Origin of the sequence: Acinetobacter lactucae (assembly GCF_013122135.1) — a bacterium.
In the GTDB taxonomy this organism is placed as follows: Bacteria; Pseudomonadota; Gammaproteobacteria; order Pseudomonadales; family Moraxellaceae; genus Acinetobacter; species Acinetobacter lactucae.
This window is the reverse complement of sequence record NZ_CP053391.1, coordinates 2,732,928-2,755,714: the sequence shown is the minus strand read 5'-3', so window position 1 is coordinate 2,755,714 and position 22,787 is coordinate 2,732,928. Positions and strand designations below refer to the sequence as shown.

The 22,787-nt window shown below is 38.9% G+C and carries 20 protein-coding genes and 1 pseudogene; 13 read left to right on the top strand and 8 right to left on the bottom strand.

The genetic code is table 11. The features are described from left to right. The first annotated feature begins 201 nt into the window (after positions 1–201). Together HLV59_RS12940 and rnhB are read left to right on the top strand one after the other, a co-directional pair. Entirely contained in the window at positions 202–588 is a 387-nt protein-coding gene (locus HLV59_RS12940) for a hypothetical protein (protein WP_016143289.1), read from the top strand. A gap of 71 nt (positions 589–659) precedes the next feature. Further along, complete coding sequence (rnhB, locus tag HLV59_RS12935; RefSeq protein ID WP_002163155.1) at positions 660–1,226, top strand: ribonuclease HII; 567 nt, start codon at positions 660–662, stop codon at positions 1,224–1,226. 67 nt (positions 1,227–1,293) lie between these two features. Here the strand turns inward: rnhB and csrA are convergent, their stop codons facing one another. The 3 genes from csrA to alaS all read right to left on the bottom strand — a co-directional run bounded on the left by csrA (position 1,294) and on the right by alaS (position 5,776). Then, positions 1,294–1,548, bottom strand: a complete 255-nt coding sequence (csrA, locus tag HLV59_RS12930) for a carbon storage regulator CsrA (RefSeq protein ID WP_000906487.1) — start codon at positions 1,546–1,548, stop codon at positions 1,294–1,296. A gap of 245 nt (positions 1,549–1,793) precedes the next feature. Continuing rightward, positions 1,794–3,074 (bottom strand): aspartate kinase, encoded by a 1,281-nt coding sequence (locus HLV59_RS12925; RefSeq protein ID WP_002115333.1) that lies wholly within the window; start codon positions 3,072–3,074, stop codon positions 1,794–1,796. A gap of 65 nt (positions 3,075–3,139) precedes the next feature. Continuing rightward, positions 3,140–5,776: an alanine--tRNA ligase gene (gene alaS, locus HLV59_RS12920; RefSeq protein WP_016143291.1), complete on the bottom strand. Its 2,637-nt coding sequence runs from the start codon at positions 5,774–5,776 to the stop codon at positions 3,140–3,142. 270 nt (positions 5,777–6,046) lie between these two features. Here alaS and gap point away from each other — a divergent pair, with 270 nt between their 5' ends. The 6 genes from gap (at position 6,047) to HLV59_RS12890 (ending at position 12,390) form a co-directional block, all read left to right on the top strand. Continuing rightward, complete coding sequence (gene gap, locus HLV59_RS12915) at positions 6,047–7,066, top strand: type I glyceraldehyde-3-phosphate dehydrogenase (RefSeq protein WP_031947793.1); 1,020 nt, start codon at positions 6,047–6,049, stop codon at positions 7,064–7,066. 169 nt (positions 7,067–7,235) lie between these two features. Beyond that, positions 7,236–8,324 carry a hypothetical protein gene (locus HLV59_RS12910; RefSeq protein ID WP_171430120.1) on the top strand — a complete coding sequence of 363 codons (1,089 nt, stop codon included), beginning with the start codon at positions 7,236–7,238 and terminating at the stop codon, positions 8,322–8,324. A 183-nt stretch (positions 8,325–8,507) separates the two neighbouring features. Further along, a complete protein-coding gene (locus HLV59_RS12905) occupies positions 8,508–9,674 on the top strand; it encodes an ATP phosphoribosyltransferase regulatory subunit (protein ID WP_171430119.1) in 1,167 nt (388 codons plus the stop codon). Between the two features lie 62 nt (positions 9,675–9,736). Continuing rightward, positions 9,737–11,056 carry an adenylosuccinate synthase gene (locus HLV59_RS12900; protein WP_002121613.1) on the top strand — a complete coding sequence of 440 codons (1,320 nt, stop codon included), beginning with the start codon at positions 9,737–9,739 and terminating at the stop codon, positions 11,054–11,056. 121 nt (positions 11,057–11,177) lie between these two features. Then, complete coding sequence (locus HLV59_RS12895; protein WP_016143295.1) at positions 11,178–11,495, top strand: hypothetical protein; 318 nt, start codon at positions 11,178–11,180, stop codon at positions 11,493–11,495. A gap of 115 nt (positions 11,496–11,610) precedes the next feature. After that, complete coding sequence (locus HLV59_RS12890; RefSeq protein WP_016143296.1) at positions 11,611–12,390, top strand: M48 family metallopeptidase; 780 nt, start codon at positions 11,611–11,613, stop codon at positions 12,388–12,390. A 55-nt stretch (positions 12,391–12,445) separates the two neighbouring features. Here the strand turns inward: HLV59_RS12890 and HLV59_RS12885 are convergent, their stop codons facing one another. Both HLV59_RS12885 and crp read right to left on the bottom strand, forming a co-directional pair. Continuing rightward, positions 12,446–13,495, bottom strand: a complete 1,050-nt coding sequence (locus HLV59_RS12885; RefSeq protein WP_171430118.1) for an NADP(H)-dependent aldo-keto reductase — start codon at positions 13,493–13,495, stop codon at positions 12,446–12,448. Between the two features lie 159 nt (positions 13,496–13,654). Beyond that, the gene (crp, locus tag HLV59_RS12880) at positions 13,655–14,362 is read right to left on the bottom strand and encodes a cAMP-activated global transcriptional regulator CRP (protein ID WP_005070320.1); all 708 of its coding nucleotides are present in this window, start codon (positions 14,360–14,362) and stop codon (positions 13,655–13,657) included. A gap of 240 nt (positions 14,363–14,602) precedes the next feature. On the opposite strand from crp, the gene HLV59_RS12875 reads away from it, so the two are divergent. From HLV59_RS12875 to HLV59_RS12865, 3 genes and pseudogenes are all read left to right on the top strand, one after another. Beyond that, positions 14,603–14,722: a hypothetical protein gene (locus HLV59_RS12875; protein ID WP_078224862.1), complete on the top strand. Its 120-nt coding sequence runs from the start codon at positions 14,603–14,605 to the stop codon at positions 14,720–14,722. Between the two features lie 78 nt (positions 14,723–14,800). Continuing rightward, entirely contained in the window at positions 14,801–15,223 is a 423-nt protein-coding gene (locus tag HLV59_RS12870; RefSeq protein ID WP_016143298.1) for an OsmC family protein, read from the top strand. A gap of 95 nt (positions 15,224–15,318) precedes the next feature. Further along, positions 15,319–15,524 (top strand): annotated as a pseudogene (locus tag HLV59_RS12865) (hypothetical protein). Here the strand turns inward: HLV59_RS12865 and HLV59_RS12860 are convergent. Then, on the bottom strand, positions 15,521–16,330 hold the full coding sequence (locus tag HLV59_RS12860; RefSeq protein WP_171430117.1) for a M23 family metallopeptidase: 810 nt from the start codon (positions 16,328–16,330) through the stop codon (positions 15,521–15,523). The pseudogene HLV59_RS12865 and the gene HLV59_RS12860 overlap by 4 nt on opposite strands. 299 nt (positions 16,331–16,629) lie before the next feature. Between HLV59_RS12860 and clpB the strand changes: the two genes are divergently transcribed. Further along, entirely contained in the window at positions 16,630–19,209 is a 2,580-nt protein-coding gene (gene clpB, locus HLV59_RS12855) for an ATP-dependent chaperone ClpB (protein WP_005070314.1), read from the top strand. A 50-nt stretch (positions 19,210–19,259) separates the two neighbouring features. Here the strand turns inward: clpB and HLV59_RS12850 are convergent, their stop codons facing one another. Next, entirely contained in the window at positions 19,260–19,754 is a 495-nt protein-coding gene (locus HLV59_RS12850) for a CinA family protein (protein WP_016143302.1), read from the bottom strand. Between the two features lie 268 nt (positions 19,755–20,022). Between HLV59_RS12850 and HLV59_RS12845 the strand changes: the two genes are divergently transcribed. Next, a complete protein-coding gene (locus HLV59_RS12845; RefSeq protein ID WP_016143303.1) occupies positions 20,023–20,436 on the top strand; it encodes a hypothetical protein in 414 nt (137 codons plus the stop codon). A gap of 18 nt (positions 20,437–20,454) precedes the next feature. Here HLV59_RS12845 and rlmKL read toward each other — a convergent pair whose 3' ends face one another. After that, positions 20,455–22,665, bottom strand: coding sequence for a bifunctional 23S rRNA (guanine(2069)-N(7))-methyltransferase RlmK/23S rRNA (guanine(2445)-N(2))-methyltransferase RlmL (gene rlmKL / locus HLV59_RS12840; protein ID WP_016143304.1), 2,211 nt, complete (start codon positions 22,663–22,665; stop codon positions 20,455–20,457). Between the last annotated feature and the right edge of the window lie 122 nt (positions 22,666–22,787).

Sequence of the window (22,787 nt, the reverse complement as noted above, 5' to 3'; positions counted from 1 at the left end):
AGGGGAAAGCGCAGATTTTGAGAAATGTTTTAAATGTGACAGAGCGTGCTAAAAACAGAACGTTTTACTCCAAAAAAGGATTTGATGAGCTGAATTTCACTCGGCAAAATAGATTGCATAAATGCATCAAATTATTTGTTTCTTCTAAAGTTGAGTTTAGGCACAATACGCGCTGCCAAGGTTCAATCAAAGGAAAAAATGATGAAAAAATTGATGCTTGCTCTAGCACCAGTTGTTTTAGCTTTAACAGCATGTGCAACAACTACAGGCACTGACACAGGCGCTTCTGCACAAACGACAACTCAGCAATTAGGCGTTGCTGCGTTAAAGGTTGCTGTAAATGCGAAATGTATTACAGAGATTAATAATGTTGCGGCTTGGAAAACAGCAACAAAATATATGACTGCTGAGCAACGTGATAGCATACAAACGAATGTGTGTGGTTGTGTGAGCGAAAAGGCTCCAAACAGTGTGACAGCAGTAGAATTGGCAGCAGCTGCACTTGATGTAAATACACGTGCTACAATCGTCAACCAAGTGGTTTCTAAAACTGTAAACGCTTGTGTGGCAGAAGCTTTACAAAAGTAATTAATAATTTTGTGTTAAAGAAGGCTGATTACTATTGATCAGCCTCTTTTGTTTTTAAAGGTAGTGAGTCGATGTTTATTGCTGGTGTAGATGAGGCGGGACGGGGGCCTTTAGTAGGTTCGGTTGTGGCAGCGGCCGTGATTTTAGATCCGAATAATCCAATTTTAGGATTAAATGATTCTAAAAAATTAACTGAAAAGAAACGTGAAAAGTTGTTTATTGAAATCCAAGAAAAAGCCTTAGCTTGGTCCATTGCTGAAGCAACACATGCTGAAATTGACGAGTTAAATATTTTACAGGCGACTTTTTTGGCTATGCAGCGCGCTGTTGATGGTTTGAAAACTCAACCACAAAAAGTAATTGTAGATGGTAATCAAATTCCTAAAGGAATCATTATTCCTTGTGAAGCCATTGTTGGCGGAGACGCAAGCCATGCTGAAATTAGTGCAGCAAGTATCTTGGCAAAAGTGACACGAGATCGACAAATGGCGGAATTAGATCAGCAATATCCACTATTTGGTTTTGCCAAACATAAAGGATATCCAACCAAAGCACACTTTGAAGCAATTGCTGTGCATGGGGTGATTGATCAGCATCGTCGTAGTTATGCACCTGTTAAACGTGCTTTAGGTCTATAAATACAAGCATTTAAAAAATTTAAAGCGACTATAAAGTCGCTTTAATTAGGGAGAGAACAACTTCATACTAACGATTGAAGTTTTTCTGTGCATAATTATCATCTTCATAAGAAACTTGATAATCTTGATCAAGGTGTTGAAGGTGTTCATGCATTGCACGTTCATGTTGAATACGTTGATAAATTTCTTCGCGATGAACAGAAACCTCTTTTGGTGCATTTACACCAATACGAACCTGGTTTCCTTTGACGCCAAGCACAGTAACACTGACTTGATCCCCAATCATTAATGTTTCCCCGACACGGCGGGTCAGAATCAGCATGTTTATCTCCTTGCTAAACGCTTAAAACTGCAATATTGGTACCCAAATAAAAGCTCAACCTCAGTTTTCAGTCAGATTCTAACAGAAATATGAGAACAAAGTCATATTTTGATAATCTCTGCCAAAAAACTTTCCGTTTAATATAACAGAGCCGCTATAAAAAAAACTATAGCGGCTCTGTGTTTTCTTTAATTATTGTCGGACAAGTAAACATTTTTTAATGAATTCTTGACCGATTGGTAAAATTAAGCGCGGGCGCTGCTTTCACCATGTTCACGATCTAAACCAAAAGCGGTATGTAAGCAGCGAACAGCAAGTTCAAGGTATTTTTCATCAATAATGACAGAAACTTTAATTTCAGAAGTTGAAATCATAAGGATGTTGATACCTTCGTCTGCAAGGGCAGTGAACATTTTGCTCGCTACACCTGCGTGTGAACGCATACCTACACCAACGATAGACACTTTAACGATGTCATCACGTGTTGAAACTTCACGTGCGCCAATATTTTTAGCAGTTTCGTTTAAGATTTTTTCAGCTTTCGCTAAATCAACACGGTTTACTGTGAACGTGAAATCTGTTGTGCCATCTTCTTCAACATTTTGCACTATCATATCGACTTCGATATTGGCATCACTTACTGGTGATAAGATTTTAGAAGCAATGCCTGGTTCATCAGGTACACCTAAAATCGTTAATTTTGCTTCGTCACGGTTAAAAGCAATACCTGCAATAATTGGCTGTTCCATAGTATCTTCTGCCTCAGTAGTAATGAGTGTACCAACATTTTCTTTAAACTCGTCATCAAAAACGCCGTCGTCGTCATTATCAAAGCTTGATAACACACGTAAAGGAACTTGATATTTCCCGGCAAACTCTACTGAGCGAATTTGTAAAACTTTAGAACCTAATGATGCCATTTCTAGCATTTCTTCAAAAGAAATACGGTCGATTTTTTTGGCTTTAGGAGCAACGCGAGGGTCAGTGGTGTAAACACCATCTACATCAGTATAAATCTGGCATTCGTCAGCTTTTAAAGCAGCAGCAAGAGCAACACCAGAAGTATCTGAACCACCTCGACCTAGTGTTGTGGTATTTCCATTAGCATCAAAGCCTTGGAAACCAGCAACCACAATAACACGGCCTGCATCTAGGTCATTGGTCATGACATCTGTATCAATAGACTCGATACGCGCCTTGGTAAATGCACTGTCAGTTTTAATACCGACTTGACGTCCGGTATAGGATTTAGCTTCCACACCAATCGAATTAAGTGCCATAGCTAACATGGAAATCGTCACCTGTTCACCGGTTGAAACCATTTGGTCTAACTCACGTGGGTCAGGTGTTTCGGTAATGGCTTTAGCGAGAGCAAGTAAGCGGTTTGTTTCACCACTCATTGCAGATACGACCACAACAACCTTGTGACCGTGATCATGCCAACGCTTCACACGACGAGCAACATTTAAAATGCGCTCGGGGGTACCCATAGAAGTACCGCCATATTTTTGAACGATTAATGCCATAGTTGTTCCATATAAGCCATGACCCTGAGAGGCTTTTCAGGGTCAGTTACACAAAAAGTGAAGTCTTATTTTTGTTCAAGCCATGCAGGCAATGCTGCGATCACTTGTCCAAACTTCTCGTTAAGTGGCGCGCCACCTTGTGCTAAGTCAGGTTTACCACCACCTTTACCACCTAACTCGGTTGCTAGATGTTTGATGATGTCACCTGCTTTTAGAGTTGCAGTGTATTGTGATGCAACTGAAGCAAGTAGGCTAACTTTGTCACCCTCTACACCAGCTAACACAATAACTGCATTCTCTAATTTCGATTTAACACTGTCGTGTAAGTTGCGAAGTGATTTTGCATCTACACCTTGAACAGTGGTAATAAGTGTTTGACGATCAGCAATAGTCTGTACCTGATCAATCAATTCTGACGCTTGGAAGTTTGCCAATTTCTGATTGAGCTGTTCAATCTGCTTTTGTAATGCAGAAACCAATTCAACATTGGCTTGTACACGCTCAACAGTTTGGTCTTTCTGTGCTTTTAATAAGCTATTAATGTGCTGGATATCAGCATCAGTTTTTTGTACTACATCTAGCGCTTTAGTACCTGTAACAGCTTCAATACGACGTACACCAGCGGCTACACCACCTTCAGAAGTGATTTTGAATAAACCAATATCACCTGTACGTTTAACGTGGATACCACCACAAAGTTCAATTGAGAAGTTTTTCTCATCAATAATTGAACCCATAGAAAGTACACGTACTTCATCACCGTATTTTTCACCGAACAACATCATGGCACCTTTAGCTTTTGCAGCTTCAATGTCAAGAAGTTCGGTTGTTACAGCACTATTTGCAATAATTTCTGCATTCACTAATCGCTCAACTTGTTGTAACTGTTCAAAAGTTACAGGTTGGTCATTAGCAAAGTCGAAACGTAAAATATCACTTGCAACTAAAGAGCCTTTTTGCTGTACATGTGAACCTAAGATTTGACGAAGGGCAGCATGTAATAGGTGAGTTGCAGAGTGGTTACGTGCAGTTGCCTCACGAATGTCTGCTTTAACAATCGCTTCAACGTTTTGATCTGCTTTAAGACTACCAACGGTCACAATACCTTGATGAACAAAGGCACCGCCTGACTTTTTAGTATCTTGAACTTCAAAAATACCTGTTTCATTTTTGAAGATACCAGTGTCGCCAATCTGACCACCACTTTCAGCATAGAAAGGAGTTTGGTTTAAAACGATAAGCGCTTCATCACCTTCAGAAACTTCATCAACTTGTACACCATCTTTATAGATCGCTACAATTTGACCCTGGCTAGTGGTGTTGATATAACCGTCAAACTGAGTTTCGCCTTCAACTTTTACAATGTTGTTGTAGTCAACTGCGAATTTACCAGCATCACGAGCACGTTGACGCTGTGCAGCCATTTCTACTTCAAAGCCAGCTTCATCAATAATAAAGTCACGTTCACGTGCAATATCAGCAGTTAAGTCTGTCGGGAAGCCGTAAGTGTCGTAAAGTTTAAATACAGTCGCACCAGGAATGGTCTTATCTTTTAATTGAGCAAGCTCGCCTTCAAGTAGTTTTAAGCCTTGCTCAAGTGTTTTAGCAAACTGTTCTTCTTCACGAATTAAAGTTGCTTCAATTACATCTTTACGAGCTGCAAGTTCCGGATATGCATCACCCATAACTTCAATTAAAGGTTGCAACATTTTGTAGAAGAACGTACCAGTTGCACCAAGTTTATTACCATGACGCACAGCGCGGCGGATAATACGGCGAAGTACGTAACCGCGACCTTCATTGCTTGGGTTTACACCATCAGCAATAAGGAAACAGCATGAACGCGCATGGTCGGCAACAACACGTAAAGAAGGCTGACCTTCGTCTTCAATACCAATAATGTTTGCAGCAGCTTTTAATAGGTGTTGGAACAGGTCAATATCGTAGTTCGAGTTAACATGTTGCAATACAGCAGAGATACGCTCCAAGCCCATACCAGTATCAACAGATGGAGCAGGGAGAGGGTGAAGCACGCCATCCGCAGTACGGTTAAACTGCATGAAAACGTTGTTCCAGATTTCAATGAAACGATCACCGTCTTCTTCAGGTGAGCCTGGTAAACCACCCCAAATGTGGTCACCATGGTCAAAGAAGATTTCAGAGCATGGACCACATGGGCCTGTATCACCCATTGCCCAGAAGTTATCAGATGCGTATTTTTCGCCTTTATTATCACCAATACGGATAATACGTTCTGGTGCTAAACCGATTTCTTTGTTCCAGATGTCGTAAGCTTCGTCATCGGTATGGTAAACAGTGGCATAAAGTTTATCTTTTGGTAAACCAAGCCATTGTTCGCTGGTTAAAAATTCCCATGCGAATTTAAGTGCATCACGTTTGAAATAATCACCGAATGAGAAATTACCTAACATTTCAAAGAATGTATGGTGACGTGCAGTATAACCAACATTGTCTAAGTCATTATGTTTACCGCCAGCGCGTACACATTTCTGTGATGTGGTCGCACGTACATAGTCACGTTTCTCAAGACCTAAAAAGCAGTCTTTAAACTGGTTCATCCCAGCATTTGTAAATAATAAAGTTGGGTCGTTGGCAGGAACAAGAGAACTCGACGCGACACGTGTATGCCCTTGCGTTTCAAAGTAGCGCAAAAATGCTTCACGAATTTCAGCAGATGTCATTAAACGAGTACTCACAACCAAGTCACTCCATATTTTCGAATTTGGCTAAAAGTATCAATGCCTGTTTGTTTTATGCCAAACCTTAGCATGTGATACGGGGCTTATTTTTTAAAAACGCTAAATTGTAGCGGAAAAACCCCACCGAACCAACGATTTTAAAAGGAATATCTTACAAAACTGTGATTTGGCTAAAAATCTATATTCAATTGGTCGTGACGTGCTTTACTATATGCCTTCTTTAGCTTGTAGTTTTGTTGATAAGGATAGGTCATGCAACGTATTGCCATTAATGGGTTTGGTCGGATTGGACGCAATGTTTTACGCGCCTGGTTCGAAAGCCCAAAACAATTTCACTTTGAAATCGTGGCGATTAACGATATAGCAGATGTCCAGACATTAGTGCACTTATTTAAATATGATTCTACACATGGCCGCTTCAATGGAAATGTGGAAATATTGATTGAAAATGAAAAAGTTTTTTTGAATATTCAGTCAAATCACCAAACGTTAAAAGTTGAGGTTTTAAAGCAGAAACAACCGGAACTTTTACCATGGTCTAGTTTAGATATTGATGTGGTACTTGAGTGTACCGGACTGTTTCGCTCTCATGCGGATGCAACACGTCACCTAGAAGCAGGGGCAAAGCGGGTCATTATTGGGGCAGCACCTTTTGACCATGTTGATGCAGCCATTGTTTATGGTGTGAACCACAATGAAGTCAAAGTGACTGATCAAATTATTTCGAGTGTGTCATGTACTACTCAAGCTTTAGTTCCACTGGTCAAGATCATTGATGATGCGTTTGGAATTGAAACTGCACTTATGACCGAGATTCATGCAGTAACGGCCGACCAATCTGTACTTGATCATGCACATCGCGATTTACGTCGTGCTAGAGCTTCAGGGCAAAATATTATTCCCACTACGTCTAGTGCACTCGGAGCATTAAAACGTGTTATGCCTAAAATGGAAGACCGTATCGATGGTTATTCAATTCGAGTACCTACTATTAATGTGGCTGCAATTGACTTAACTTTTATCGCGCAATCTCCAATTACTGTGCATCACATTAATGAGTTACTCATTAAAGCTTCTAAAACAGACTATGCAGAAATTATGGCTGTAACAGATGAACCGTTAGTTTCGAGTGATTTCAATCATTCACCTTATTCACTCATTGTTGATTTAACCCAAACTATGGTGGTCGGGCATCAAGCTAAAGTATTTGCTTGGTATGATAATGAATGGGGTTATGCAAATCGATTATTGGATCTGTGTGACTCTTTCTAAATGAAAGGCAAATTTAAATAAAAAGGGTGTTTAATTAACATCCTTTTTTATAGTTATTATTTTTTGGTATGGATTATTAAAATAATTAAAATTCTAAATATTAGTGTTGTCTGAAATTAAATCTATTTGTATGATTCGCAAACATTAAAATTTTAATTATAGAGTTCATATGAAATTTAATTCAAAAAGAATAAGTGGGTTTTTAACTATTACATCTACTCTTGTTTTAACAGCTTGTGGTGGAAGCTCAGATCAAAATACGTCTGAACAAGCTGAAAATAATTTAGAAAAGGAAGACAAAATTTACCAAGTTTATTATCAACCTTCGGATATTTCTTCAGGTATCTATAGTGATTCTTTTGAAATTGCTCAATATCCAATTAAGAATAATGAAATCTTTTTTGCAAAGTCACATAACCAGCCGTTAGAAACTGAAGTTTTAACTGAAAAGAAAATTTTAAATAAAGGGACGTTACAAACTAATATTGTGAAAAGGTTATCAACTGATAGTTGGACTTATGAATTAACACCTGATTTGAAAAAGAATTTAAAGTTTGAAATTGTGAAGTTGGATGGTGAAAATATCTTTGACCGTGTATTGCCGGGCTATAAAGAAAATAAAAATCTAGAAACAGGCCTACATAATCAACTTGATAAAAATTTAATTGATTTTTATCAAAACTATAAGAATGTTAGGTTTCCAAAAAATAGTTATTGTTATCGCTTAAAAGAGACTCAATGGAATCAATCTTATATTTCAGATATATCTGGTTTTGAGTCAAATCCGTCGTTTAGTGAGAGAAAGCAGTCAATTATCGAAAGATATAATAACCTAGGTTCAGATAAAAAGTATTTTAGGCTTCTAAATTCGCAGTTGTACGGCTATAACTTAACTGTTTTAGAAAACTTGGAAACTGGTGATATTCAAAGTGCCTTGGGAAATAATAATAACCGGTCTGCTTTTTTTATTAATTTTATATCAAGTAGTCGGTGGGATGCTGATAGAAATTTAGCTTATGAGAAGTCTCATCTGTATTCTATAGAAGATAACCCGCTTAATGAGGTGCACTCATTAATTGCTTTCAGACAAAAGCTAAAAATCGCAAATCTTGAAAAAGGTTGTTTTGCTTTTAATACTCAAGCAGCTCAAGCTATTCAAAGATTAAATTTAGTTAACTGGCAACCAGGTGATAGTTCAGATATTGGCCCATTCTTTGGTCGAAGAACTTTTGCCTATAATATGAGTAAAGCACAGTAAATTATTGAATATTCTTATTAATTCAAAAAATCTTCTTTTTGACTTTAGAGTTTATTAAGAAAGATTTATGCAAATTGTCAGGTGCATGGCAGAAAGTATCATGCTACACTAAGAGAAATCGGGTGTGTTCCCGATTTTTTTATGTGGGGTCGTTCCACGTTGATCAGATTTTAGGCTTGAAATATGACCATTTCAGAGACATGGTTGCTGCCTGACGGGGTAGCAGATGTATTGCCGGAACAGGCACAAGTCATTGAAAAACTTCGCCGTGAAGCTTTAGATTTCCTCGCGGTACGAGGTTATCAATTGGTATATACACCATTTATTGAATATATCGAATCGTTGTCTTCATTATCAGAATCAAATCAAGACTTGGATTTAGTAACTTTTAAGGTCATTGATCAGCTCTCAGGCCGTTTACTCGGTGTTCGTGCTGATATGACGCCACAAGTTGCACGTATCGATGCACATGTAAGACCGGTTGAAGGCGTTGCACGTTACTGTTATTCAGGGACTGTATTACATACTAAACCACAAAATTTTAATGCCACACGTGCACCTCTACAATTAGGTGCAGAGTTATACGGGCATGACAGTATCGAAGCTGATGTCGAAATGGTCGATGTTATGCTGGGGCTGATCGAGAATATCTATACTTTACAAGGCGCGCATCTAGATTTAGGCCATGTAGGGTTGTTCCGCAGTTTAGTAAAGCATGCTGGACTGTCAAAAAATGAAGAGCATGAGCTTTCAGATCTTTATCAAAGAAAAGCGTTACCAGAGTTAGCTGAATTTACTCAAAACCTCAATATGGGGTCTGATTTCTATGCACTTGGCCGTTATTCTAGTGATCTAGAAGCATTACAAGCGAATTTGAGTACAAACATCTTACAAGATGCTGAATTTAAATCAGCATTAGATGCACTGAAAACAACGTTTGCACAAATTAAAGGCCGTTGGCCAAATCTCAATATCGGTATCGATGTTGTAGAGCTACGTAGTTATCACTATCACACTGGCTTAATGTATGCAGTCTATGCACCGAACCGTGCTGCACCTTTAGCACAGGGTGGTCGTTACGATGGTATTGGTGAGCACTTTGGCCGCGCACGTCCTGCTACTGGCTTCAGTTGTGATTTATATGCCTTAGGCGCAAATCAGTTCGCCGAAATCGAAACTGTTGTTGCTCCAAAAGGCTCAGAACAAGATTTACTCTCAGCAATTTCGAATGCACGTGCTCAAGGTCTACGTGTCGTTCAATTGTTAGGTAATGATGATTTAAGTTCTATTCCATATGCGACTCATCAACTCGTGTCGCAAAATGGACAATGGAATATTGAAAAGATTTAATTGCCAACAGTAAATTTTACTGGTGGTTTCCAATTTTAACAGCATGATGTAATGAGGCTATTATGGGCAAAAATGTTGTGGTACTTGGTACCCAATGGGGCGACGAAGGTAAAGGTAAAATCGTCGACCTGCTCACAGATCAGGCGGCTGCGGTAGTACGTTATCAAGGCGGACATAACGCAGGTCATACTCTTGTCGTAGGTGGTAAAAAGACTGTATTGCACCTCATTCCATCAGGCATTTTACGTGAAAACGTATTGTGCTTAATTGGTAATGGTGTAGTACTTTCACCAGCCGCGTTAATTGAAGAAATGGGAATTTTGGAAGCAGAAGGTGTTCCTGTTAAAGAACGTCTACGTATTTCTCCAAACTGTCCACTCATTTTGCCTAACCATATTGCACTTGATCAGGCACGTGAAAAGAAACGTGGTAACGCTAAAATCGGTACCACAGGTCGTGGTATTGGTCCTGCTTACGAAGATAAAGTAGCTCGCCGTGCAGTGCGTGTTGCTGACCTTGTTCGTGGTGGTGCAGCATTAGAAGAAAAACTTCAAGAAATGCTTGAGTTACATAACTTCCAATTAACTCAGTTCTACGGTGTAGAAGCAGTTAAATTTGAAGATGTATTGGCTCTTTGCAACCAATGGCGTGAAGTGCTTGCTCCATTAGTGATTGATGTGACTAAAGTATTGCATGACTATCGCAAAGAAGGTAAGGCTGTCATGTTTGAAGGTGCTCAAGGCTCACTTCTAGACATCGACCACGGTACTTATCCGTATGTTACAAGTTCAAATACAACTGCTGGTGGCGTAAGCTCTGGTTCAGGTATGGGACCTTTACATCTTGATTATGTATTAGGTATTACTAAAGCTTATACAACACGTGTTGGTGCTGGTCCATTCCCAACGGAATTGGTTTACGATGCAGCGGCTGATTCTGGTGACCCAATTGGTAAACACTTAGGTACAGTTGGTCATGAATTCGGTGCTTCTACTGGTCGTCAACGTCGTTGTGGTTGGTTTGATGCTGAGATTCTTCGTCGTTCTGTAGATGTAAACTCACTTTCAGGTATTTGCTTAACTAAACTTGACGTTTTAGATGGTTTAGAAGAAGTGAAAATCTGTGTGGGTTATGAAAATACAGATTCAGGTTGTGTAGGTTCTTCAGATGCGGTTTCTTTTGAATGCTTGAAGCCAATCTATGAAACTATGCCGGGTTGGAGCGAGTCGACTGTTGGTTTAACTAGCATCGATCAATTGCCAGCAAATGCTTTGGCTTATGTTAAGCGTATTGAACAATTAATCGAATGTCCGATTGATATCGTTTCAACTGGTCCAGACCGTGCAGAAACAATTGTTTTACGTCATCCATTCTCTGCTTAATTAGCAAAAATTAAAAAGGCCTCCTGAAAGGGGGCTTTTTTATACCCGACTAAAGTGCAGTTTTCGTTTTATCAGATTCAGATTAAAACGTTGTATATAGATAAGGAATGATGGGCTCAGGATGAAGCTGCAACCAACTATTTCAAAAACAATTTTTTATTCTTTTTTATTTGCTATTGGTGGTTCACCCACGCTGGCGATGTTGGTTATTTATGGACAGGAATATCATGAAGATTTCTTTATGACTGCTTTTATGAGCTTATCGGTTTTGTTCGCATGTGTGTTAATTCCTGTGGTATTCATACAAAATAGTTATTTACTTTGGAAAAGGGAAAGTTCTAATCTTGAAGAAAAAGTTAAAACCTTAAGTCATGTTTATCTGGGTTTAAATGTAATCTGTTTAATTTTCTGGATTTATTTGATGACATTATCGGCTTGATCGTTACATAAATACTATGATCATGAAGAAATGAGAGATTCAAAGCATGAGTGGTATTTCTTATAATAAGTGCAAAAGAATAAACAGCTTTTTAATGATTTAGGTGATCAATGTTATGAATAAAAAACTCTTTTTAAGCTTGTGTGCTGCAAGTGTGATGACCATTTCTGGCTGTGCAACAGTAGCGGACATGGCTGGTGCAGATACTGCAACCTTAAATGCTCAATCTGCTCAAGGTTTTAATAAGATGGTGCAGGAAGCACGTGGTAAGGGTGCTCTCGATACAAGTTCTAGTACATATAACCGTATTAATGCTGTATTCAACCGTTTAAAACCATATGCCAACCAGATGAATCAGACTGGCCAGCCATTTACTTGGCAGTTAGCGGTGTTGAAGTCAGATACAATTAACGCTTACGTTGCACCTGGTGGCAAGGTGGTGTTTTATACAGGTATTGTGAATAAACTGAACCTGACAGATGCTGAAATTGCAGCTGTTATGGGGCATGAAATGACACATGCTTTAGAAGAGCATGCAAAAAGTAAAATCGGTGCACAGGCTTTAACTGATTTAGCTCTAGGCATTGGTTTAAGCTATGCGGGTAATAACGTAGGCCAGCTTGGTACTGCTGCTGCTCAGCTAGGTACACAAGTGGGTGTGGGCTTGCCATATTCTCGTAGCTTGGAAAGTCGTGCGGACCAAGGCGGTTTAATGCTGATGGCGCGTGCAGGCTATAATCCAAATGCGGCGATTACACTTTGGGAAAAAATGAATAAGCTTGAAGGTGGCGGTGGTTCATCATTCTTGTCTACTCACCCATCTAACTCTCAGCGTATTGGTGATATGCGTAAAAACTTACCTGCGGCAATGGCAGTTTATAATAGCCGTAAATAAGATATAAAATCCTTTATAGATAAAGAAAACGGATGCTTAAGCATCCGTTTTTTGTTTAAGGAGCAGGGTTGGGTTGTTGAGTATGGATGGCCTCAATACCTTTTAGAACTTCACTTGGTAACTTAATCTCAAATGCCTGAATATTTTCTTTGAGTTGGTCTAAATTCGTAGCACCAATAATTGTGCTGGTCACGAAGAACTGTTGTTTAATAAAAGCTAAAGCCATCTGGGTTAAGCTTAGCCCATGTTTTTCTGCTAGCTGTGCATATTGTTCAGTTGCCCATTCGCTTTGAGGGTTACTGTAGCGACTAAAGCGAGGAAATAGTGTTACACGGGCATTAGCAGGGCGAGCGCCATTTCTAAACTTACCCGTTAAGTAACCAAAAGCTAGAGGAGAGTAGGCGAGCAAGCCGACATCTTCATATTTAGCAATCTCTGACATCCCTATCTCATAAGTACGGTTAAGCAGGCTATATGGGTTTTGAACACTGACAAATTTACTGACACCCAGCTTTTCAGCCAAATGTAAAAATTTCATAGTGCCCCACGGGGTTTCATTTGATAAACCAATATAGCGAATACGCCCGCGATTAATTTCTTCTTGTAGAGCAAGTAATGTTTCTTCTAGAGGTGTTGTGTTGTAATCATTTTCAGCTTGCTGATTGCCATAAGCGAGCGTGCCAAAAAAATTGGTATGACGTTCAGGCCAATGCAGTTGATAAAGATCGATATAGTCCGTTTGGAGACGTTTAAGTGATCCATCTAGAGCTTTGGCAATATAATCGCTGTTAAAGCGAGTATGGCCTTCTCGGATGTGTGTCCCTCCAAAGCCCGGACCTGCAATTTTAGATGCAAGAAAGACTTTGTCACGTTGCCCATGCTGGGCAAACCAATTACCAATAATCGTTTCAGTTGCGCCATAAGTTTCAGGTTTTGGTGGAACAGAATACATCTCTGCTGTATCCCAAAAATATAAACCATGTGCCAAGGCATAATTAAGTTGTTCAAAAGCTTCTTGTTGGGAGTTTTGCTCGCCAAATGTCATGGTGCCTAAACAAATTTCTGGAAGTTTAAGGCCTGTGCGACTAAGTGGGTTAAATTGCATACAGCGAAATCCTTGGAAATTTTGAGTTAGCCTAACGGAGAATATGTATTCAACTTAAATCATAAAATTAGAATAGTTTGTAAGTTTTGTGTATTAACTCATTGTTGCATATAAAAAAAGCAAACCGAAGTTTGCTTTTTATTAAAAATTTAATGAATATTATTCTTCATCGTCGTAGTCATCATCAGAAACAGTGTTTTCTTCTAATGAAGCATCAAAAATAAGAATGGCTTTACCATCAGTTTGGATCATACCTTGATCTTCTAAGGTTTTAAGTACACGGCCAACCATCTCACGCGAGCACCCAACAATACGGCCAATTTCTTGACGAGTAATACGAATTTGGCGGCCATTCGGCAAAATCATTGCTTCAGGTTGAGAAGATAGATCGATTAAGCAACGAGCAATACGACCAGACACATCAATGAACGCAAGATCTGTCATCTTACGAGTCGTATTTTTTAAACGGCGAACTAATTGTGCAAAAACAGCATAGCTTAGGTCTGGATATTGTTTGCTAAGTTCGTGGAAGTTGTCATAAGAGATCTCTGCAATTTCACAGACATCACGAGTACGAACTTCGGCTGTACGTTGAGGGTTCGGTTCGAAAAGCCCCATTTCCCCAAAGAAATCGCCCGGATTTAAATACGCAACAACAATTTCACGTTCATCATCTTCACGTAAAATAATTGAAACTGAGCCTTTTAAAATTAAATATAAAGATTTTGACTCTGTTCCGGCATCAACAATTGTGGTTCGTTTTGGATATCTGTTGATGTGAGCACGTTTTAACAATGCTTTAACGGATTCAGGTAGTTGCCCCGGGGATAAAGCATCTGTGCTGAGTTGTGAAAAATTTGAAGTCATGCTTAATATGTTCCGAATAGGGTAAACAATTCACACAAGCTCGAGATGAGCTATTACACAGAAGAGATGAAATTCCTTATCAACTCATTTTATGTTAGTGTACAAAACAAGGGCCTGTTGACATTTCACAGATGGTTGCAACATAAGACAATTTTTTTAGACGTACCAAATAAGAACTATGAAATTTAGCCATTCTAAATAAATAGATCTTAACAACGGAACGTACAAAATAACTTGGTCTTGCGCTATGCCTGCGCTGCTTTAATTGCAACTCAGATTATGGCTGAAATTTCACAAATTTTATTACAAAACTGGACAAAGGATTGCCATTGTCTGGGTTTTGCGTCTTATTTGGATTAATTTTTAGCTATAACGCAATCCATAGATGAAATGTCAACAGACCCTGCTTAAATTTATAATTTTTTTTGGGTAGTTGCAATGCAAACAAGTGTACATTGGCTAGAGAATGTTGCTTTTGAAGCGAAATCAGATAGTGGGCATAGTGTCATCATGGACGGCTCACCTGAGTATGGTGGTGAAAACCGTGGTCCACGTCCTATGGAGTTGCTATTAATGGGACTTGGTGGGTGTGCTTCGTTTGATATTGTGACAATTTTAAAGAAATCTCGCCAAGATGTGACGAATGTTGTATGTAACTTAAAAGCTGAGCGCGCTGACGCAATTCCAGCGGTGTTTACTAAAATCCACTTACATTTTGTGGTAACTGGTAAATCTGTGAAAGAAAAGCAGGTTGCAAAAGCAGTTGAATTGTCTGCCGAGAAATATTGTTCAGCAAGCAAAATGCTTTCCGATGGTGGTGTAGAAATTACTCATGACTTCGAAATTATTGAAGCGGAATAAGGCATTTTTTTGATAGCTAGAAATTAAAAAAAGCTGACATTAGAGTTGGCTTTTTTATTGTCAAAAATAACTAAAAAATAAGGGGAGGAATGAAAGTGAATATTCGTTCTGCTAAATGGGACAATACTCAAACGATATGTATTCTACTTAAACAGATGGGATACCTACAGCCTCTTGCTCTTATTCAAGAAAAATTTGAATTATTAAAACGCTTCTAACTCACAGACCTTTGGCAAATCAATTTTACCTAAGAGAAGGGTATATCGAAGCACCAAAGTATTTTCGTAAAGCTTTAAATTAACGAGCTGTATTTAGAAAAAGCTGAGGATCTACCCGAGCATTATTAAGGCTCATGCCCCAATGCAGATGAGGGCCTGTCACACGTCCAGTTTTGCCTACTAAACCTAAAGTTTCTCCTTGACGGATATGCTGGCCTTTCTCTACTTTAATTGCGCTTAAATGGCAGAACATGCTGACTAGGCCTTGGCCATGATCAATCAACACGGTTTGTCCATTAAAAAAATAAGATCCAGTTTGGATAACCACACCATCTGCGGGTGCAACAACTTTTTGTCCTACTGGCGCTGGAATATCTAAACCAGAGTGAGGCGCGCGTTCTTCACCATTAAAAAAGCGTTTTCTTCCAAAAGAGTTGGTAAATTTCCCTGAAGTCGGGCGTATAAATGTTGGTAAGGTTTGCCATGAACTTTGTGTAAATGAGTTATACACATCATTTTGTTCTTTCGCTTCTTTAGCGTAACGGTCTAATTGACTTTGATTGGGGTTCACATAATCTTGGTTAGTGACTTTAATTCGTTGCTCAGCGTAAGGATAAGACTTAACTTCTACTTGAATCGGAGCTTTATTCGTGTCGAGCTGAATACTGCCGATTGGAGTAGACAATGGAATACCAAGCACGGCATAACGCTGCTGACCTTCTTGGCTAATTAAAACAGGCTTTTGTTGAAAAGTGACCTGAGTAATATCAGAAGTTAGAGGAACAACTGCAATTCCACCAGGTCTTCTGGAGTCTTGTGGAAGCTGAGCGATTGCCAGTGCTGAAGTAAAAAGACAAGTTGTTGTTAATATAATATGTTTAAAGTGCATTTTCATTTCAAAACGAGTAGGAAACTAGCAAGATAAACTAAAGCTTAATTATTAAATTCTCAATGAAGACTTTGTGAAAAGTGTAGTATTGATAAGCATGAATTTAAATAATCAAGCATTTTAATAAAATGTAGCTGAACTCTACTTGAAATATATACAAAACAATCCCATATTATAATGGAGTTTTATTCGTTGTTATTTAAATAACATTATGAAAAATATATAAAAATTTATTTGAAATCCGAAGAAGTGTTCCCATCTATTAGACAAGTACAAATTTGTTGTGAGGAATAACAAGAATGCGTTTTGAAAAATTTACAAACCGCTTGCAGCAAGCCCTCTCAGATGCTCAATCTTTAGCGATGGGTAAAGACCATACTGCTATCGCAGGTATTCATATTTTGTCTACCTTGTTAGAAGAGCCATCAAATATTAGTTTGTTGCAACAAGCAGGTGCACGGTTACCTGAACTTAAACAAAAACTTGAGCAAGCTATAAAAGACGCGCCGACTATTGCCAATCCAACAGGTGATGTCAACTTAAACCCAGAGGCCGTTAAAGCACTTAATTTGGCAGACAGATATGCGCAGAAAGCAGGTGATGAATTTTTATCAACTGACTGGGTTTTATTAGGTTTGGCAGAAACAGGCGAAACTAAAAATATTTTAAGTGCGGTGGGTGTAACTCCCGACAGCTTACGCAAAGTAATTGAACATATTCGAGGTAATGACAAAGTCATGAGTAATAATCACGAAGACCAACGTGACTCACTTAATAAATATACGATTGATTTAACTGAGCGTGCTTTATCTGGAAAACTTGATCCTGTCATTGGGCGTGATGATGAGATTCGCCGTACCATTCAGGTTTTATCGCGTCGTACCAAAAACAACCCTGTTCTTATTGGTGAGCCGGGTGTAGGTAAAACTGCGATTGTTGAAGGTTTGGCACAGCGTATTGTGAATGGTGAAGTGCCAGAGGGATTAAAAAATAAACGTGTTTTATCCCTCGATTTAGGTTCATTACTGGCTGGTGCTAAATATCGTGGTGAGTTTGAAGAACGTTTAAAAGCTGTTTTAAAAGACTTGGCTAAACACGAAGGCGAAATCATCCTGTTTATTGATGAGTTACATACACTCGTAGGTGCAGGTAAAGGTGATGGCGCAATGGATGCAGGTAATATGTTAAAACCTGCGTTGGCTCGTGGTGAATTGCGCTGTGTGGGTGCAACAACCTTAGACGAATATCGCCAATACATTGAAAAAGATGCAGCTCTAGAGCGTCGTTTCCAAAAAGTACTGGTTGATGAACCAAGTGTTGAAGATACGATTGCGATTTTACGTGGTCTAAAAGAGAAATATGCCACTCACCATGGTGTGCAAATTTTAGACTCAGCGATTATTGCGGCGGCAAAAATGTCTCATCGTTACATCACCGATCGCCAATTACCAGACAAGGCAATTGATTTGATTGATGAGGCAGCTTCTCGTATTAAAATGGAGATTGACTCTAAACCTGAAGCACTTGATAAGCTTGATCGCCGTTTAATCCAGTTAAAAATGCAATTGGAAGCTGTGAAAAAAGATGAAGATGTCGGCAGTAAAGCTGAAGTCACTCATCTTGAAAAACAGATTGCTGAAGTCGAGAAAGAATACAACGACCTTGAAGAAATCTGGAAATCTGAAAAGACTCTTGTCGAGGGCACTAAACAGGCTCAGGTGGAACTTGATAAAGCGCGTATTGCTTTTGAGAAAGCTCAGCGTGAAGGTGATTTGGCTGAGGCAGCACGTTTACAGTATGGCGTAATTCCAGAGTTGCAAAAACAACTGGAGCAAGATGAAGTTGCAGAAGAGAACGAAGAGCCAAAACTCATTCGTACTAAAGTGACTGAAAATGAAATTGCCGAAGTTGTAAGTGCTGCAACAGGTATTCCGGTTGCTAAAATGATGCAAGGCGAGCGTGAAAAACTTCTGAATATGGAAGAATTTTTACATGACCGTGTTGTTGGGCAAGATGAAGCTGTCGTAGCTGTATCGAATGCAGTTCGTCGTTCACGTGCCGGTTTATCTGACCCGAATCGACCTAGCGGATCATTCTTGTTCTTAGGTCCAACGGGTGTTGGTAAAACAGAATTAACCAAAGCACTGGCTAATTTCTTGTTTGACAGTGATGATGCCATGATTCGTATCGACATGAGTGAATTCATGGAGAAACATTCTGTTAGCCGATTGGTTGGTGCGCCTCCAGGTTATGTGGGTTATGAAGAAGGTGGTGTTTTAACTGAAGCTGTTCGCCGTAAACCATATAGTGTGGTGTTGTTTGATGAGGTGGAAAAAGCGCATCCAGATGTCTTCAATATCTTGCTCCAAGTATTGGACGATGGTCGCTTAACCGACTCACAAGGTCGAGTAGTCGATTTTAAAAATACGGTCATTGTGATGACCTCGAACTTAGGCTCACAAGATGTACGTGAACTAGGTGAGGGTGCAACAGACGATGAAGTGCGTACTATTGTAATGAATGCGGTAAGTCAGCATTTCCGTCCGGAATTTATTAACCGGATTGATGAGCTTGTGATTTTCCATTCACTCAAAAAAGCACAAATTCGTGGCATTGCCGATATTCAGTTGGATCGATTACGTTCACGTCTTGTTGATCGTGACATGAGTTTAACTGTAGATGATACTGCTTTTGATTTATTGATTGATGCTGGTTTCGATCCTGTCTATGGTGCGCGTCCATTAAAACGTGCGATTCAACAACAGATTGAAAACACATTAGCTCAAAAAATATTGTCGGGTGATTTTGTCGCAGGTGATACTATTCTAGTTAAAGGCGAAAATGGGCATTTAGTCTTCGATAAAATGAAACTCAGCTAAGCTTTGTCTGCTAAAACCGAAAAGAGAATATGGAAACATATTCTCTTTTTTTATGGTGAATCAGTTTTTATGGTTGATGTGAGTAAAGCAATTATGGCATCTGAAACTTTCTGAGTTAATGTCTTTAACTTTTGTTCTGAGTGACCAGATAAAAAATAACGATAATGATAAATATGACGTTGGTAAGAAATGCAAATAAAAAAGGTGCCCACAGGTTTTTCTGGGGTTTCACTTCCACCAGATTTTAATAGCCCAGTACAACTGACAATAATATCAGCTTGTTGAAATAAGCTTTGACCCAGCCTACACATTTCCTCTGTGACTTGCGGTGACTCTGCTGTGTAAGTCTCTATTATCTTTTGATCGATATTTAAAATGCTAATTTTAATGCTCGGGTCGTAGCTAACTAAGCCACCCAGTAAAATATCTGCACCACTATTTTTATGAATAGAAAACTGACTTGTTAAATAACCGGAACTCGCACTTTCAATAAAAGCGATTTTGAGCTGGCGATCTTCTAATAGTTGGCAGCACTGCTGAAGCATTATTTCACCTCGAATGGTGTTTATTTATAAATAAAATCGATTTACAGATAAATTATAAAATTACAGTAAGTGATTTAGCTGGGTCGTACAAGTCTGAGATAAAAATCTATAAAACAACTTGAATATTCTCAAAATGCTTGTGAAATATTTCCGGTTTTAAAATGATCAATGTTAATTGTCGGGAAGTCTACTTATAACATTGCGGCATGTTTAAAAAATTGTTAATTTTGTTCGATATAACGAACAATAACAACTTAGGATAAATGCAATGAACAATAAACAAGGATCTGCGCTGTGTGTTTTAGGCTTTATGTTACTACCCATCAATGTATGGGCTGCGCAGCCTCTAAGTGAAGGGGCGTTAGCGACACAAACAGGAGCAGTGAATGCAGCTTTACCTGTGATTATTGCGAAAGCTCAAGACGATGCTAAGAAACCAATGATAGAACAACAACAAGCACGTCAGGTGTTAGGGGATAATTATTTACAACAAGTTCGATGGGATGCACTTAGAACAAGTGTACTTTCGCCGTATCAAGAACAAAAACAAAATCATGTGCTAGATAGTAAAGAAAAGAAGAAATTGGAAATGATTGCGTTACCCGAAAGAGCAGATCGATTTACCAAATATGATTTTGAATCAAAAAATGTTCATGGTGAGGTTATTATTACCGTGAAGTAATAATAACCTCTAGTCTTATTAATATTGATCTAGGCCAGGATGCTGGATTTTCCATGCACGGTGGATTTTTTGATTACGTTTAAAATCAGGGCCAATGGTTTCAGAAGTGATTTCTTCAACCTGAAAAATAGCTTCAATCTCTTCGTCCATTTCAAAACCACGATAGTTGTTTGAGAAATAGAGCGTTCCTTCACTGTTTAAACGGTTCATTGCACGCTTAATGAGTGAAACATGGTCACGTTGGACGTCGAAAGTACCGTAGAACTTTTTAGAGTTTGAGAATGTCGGTGGATCGATAAAAATAAGGTCGTATTGTTCGTGACCTTCTTTTAACCACTCAAAACAGTCGCTCGCAAAGAACATGTGCTGTTCATCTGCGTGATCTACCGTTAAACCATTTAAAACGAAGTTTTCTTTTGACCAGCTTAGGTAGGTGTTAGATAAGTCTACACTTGTCGTGCTTGCCGCACCGCCTAAAGCGGCATGTAAGCTTGCTGTAGACGTGTAACTATATAAATTCAAGAAGTGCTTACCACGAGCTTCTTGAGCAATACGTAAACGTATTTGACGGTGGTCAAGGAATAAACCTGTATCTAGATAATCTGTCAGATTAACTAAAATTTTAGCTTTACCTTCCTGAACGATAAAACGTTTTGAAGCTGTGCTTTGTTTCGTATATTGATTTGTACCTGTTTGGCGTGCACGTGTCTTAATAAAGATGGCATCGCGGTTTAAACCGGTAACAGCACGAATTGCAGCGAGTGCTAAATTAAAACGTTTTTTTGCTTTTTCAGGATCGATTGTTTTTGGTGGTGCATATTCCTGAACGTGTAAGCGATCACCATATAAATCTACAGCGACATTAAAGTCAGGTAAGTCTGCATCATATAAACGTAAACAATAAACATTTTCTTTGGTTGCCCATTTTTTCAAGGCAGTCATATTTTTTTGCAAACGGTTAGCAAAATCTTGAGCTTCTTCCATTTCAATAGGTTGAGCTTGCCAAGTTGCTAAAAATGGCTGAGTTACTTTTTCAGGCTTAATTGAACCAAAACGAATGTAAATTGGTAACTTACCATTCATTAAACGTAAGGTTTCAGGCGCTTCAAATGCTAAAACATCGGCTTGTTCAATTTGAGCTGCAATAATAGCTGCATATTGATTTGGGAAATGTTTTTGTAGAAGTGCAGATAAACCTAAGTAAAGAGAACGGTTAGAGGCTTTATCACCTAAACGTTCACCATATGGAGGGTTTGTCACAATAAATGCAGTTTTGCCTTCTGCTGAAAAATCAGGCCAGTCAGCTAAAGTACGTTCTTCAATTTGAATTTGACCTAATACTTTTTCAAAGCCCGCCGCAATAATATTTTCACGAGTTGCTTTGACAGCTTCCCAGTCTGCATCGTAGGCATAAAATTTAGGTAAAGGTAATTCTAGCGCTTTTTCATGACGTTCTGCTGCTTCAGCTTTAAGTGAAAGCCAAAGTTCGCGGTCATGACCATGCCAACCATTAAAACCAAAACGGCGAACAAGGCCAGGTGCACGGTCAGTTAAAATCATTAATGCTTCAATAATAAATGTACCTGAACCACACATCGGGTCGAGTACAATCTCTGGCTTACGCTGTTGAAGCTGAGCTTTTTGTAAAATTGCCGCAGCAAGGTTTTCTTTAATTGGCGCATCCGTCATATAACGACGGTAACCACGCTTATGTAATGAATCACCAGATAAATCTAAGCAGTAGGTATGCTCAGTTTTACCTGCTAAAACATAGAGCGTAATTTCTGGTTGTTTGGTGTCAATGCTTGGACGACGACCTACAGCTTCCATAAAGGAATCGACAACACCATCTTTTGCTCGAAGTGTTGCAAATTGAGTGTTAACCTTAATTTCACGCTCTGCATGTAAACGAATTGCAAAAGTACTTTGTGGTGCAAAAATAAGTGACCAGTCAAAGCTAATTGCACCTTCATAAAGCTCTTCAGCTACATCACGTGCATCGTGTGTATGTTCAAGTTCATAAGTATGAATTGGAAGTAAAACACGAGAAGCAAGACGCGACCACATACAGATGCGGTAAGCATGTTCAAGCGTTCCTTCAATGATTAAACGTCCTGCTTTACGTTCTGTCACTTTGGTGCCAAGCTGTTCTATTTCTTCTTGTAAGAGGGCTTCTAAACCATCAGCACAAGTAATCCAATAGTGGTTTAAACGTAAAGAGGTATTCATAAACTCGATTGACCAAAACATATAAATATTAACGATGCAAAGTTTAACTTATTTTGATGTGTAAAGGTTTTTAAATTATTGCAACCTATCATAATCCAACCAATAAACTGATTTTTATAGAT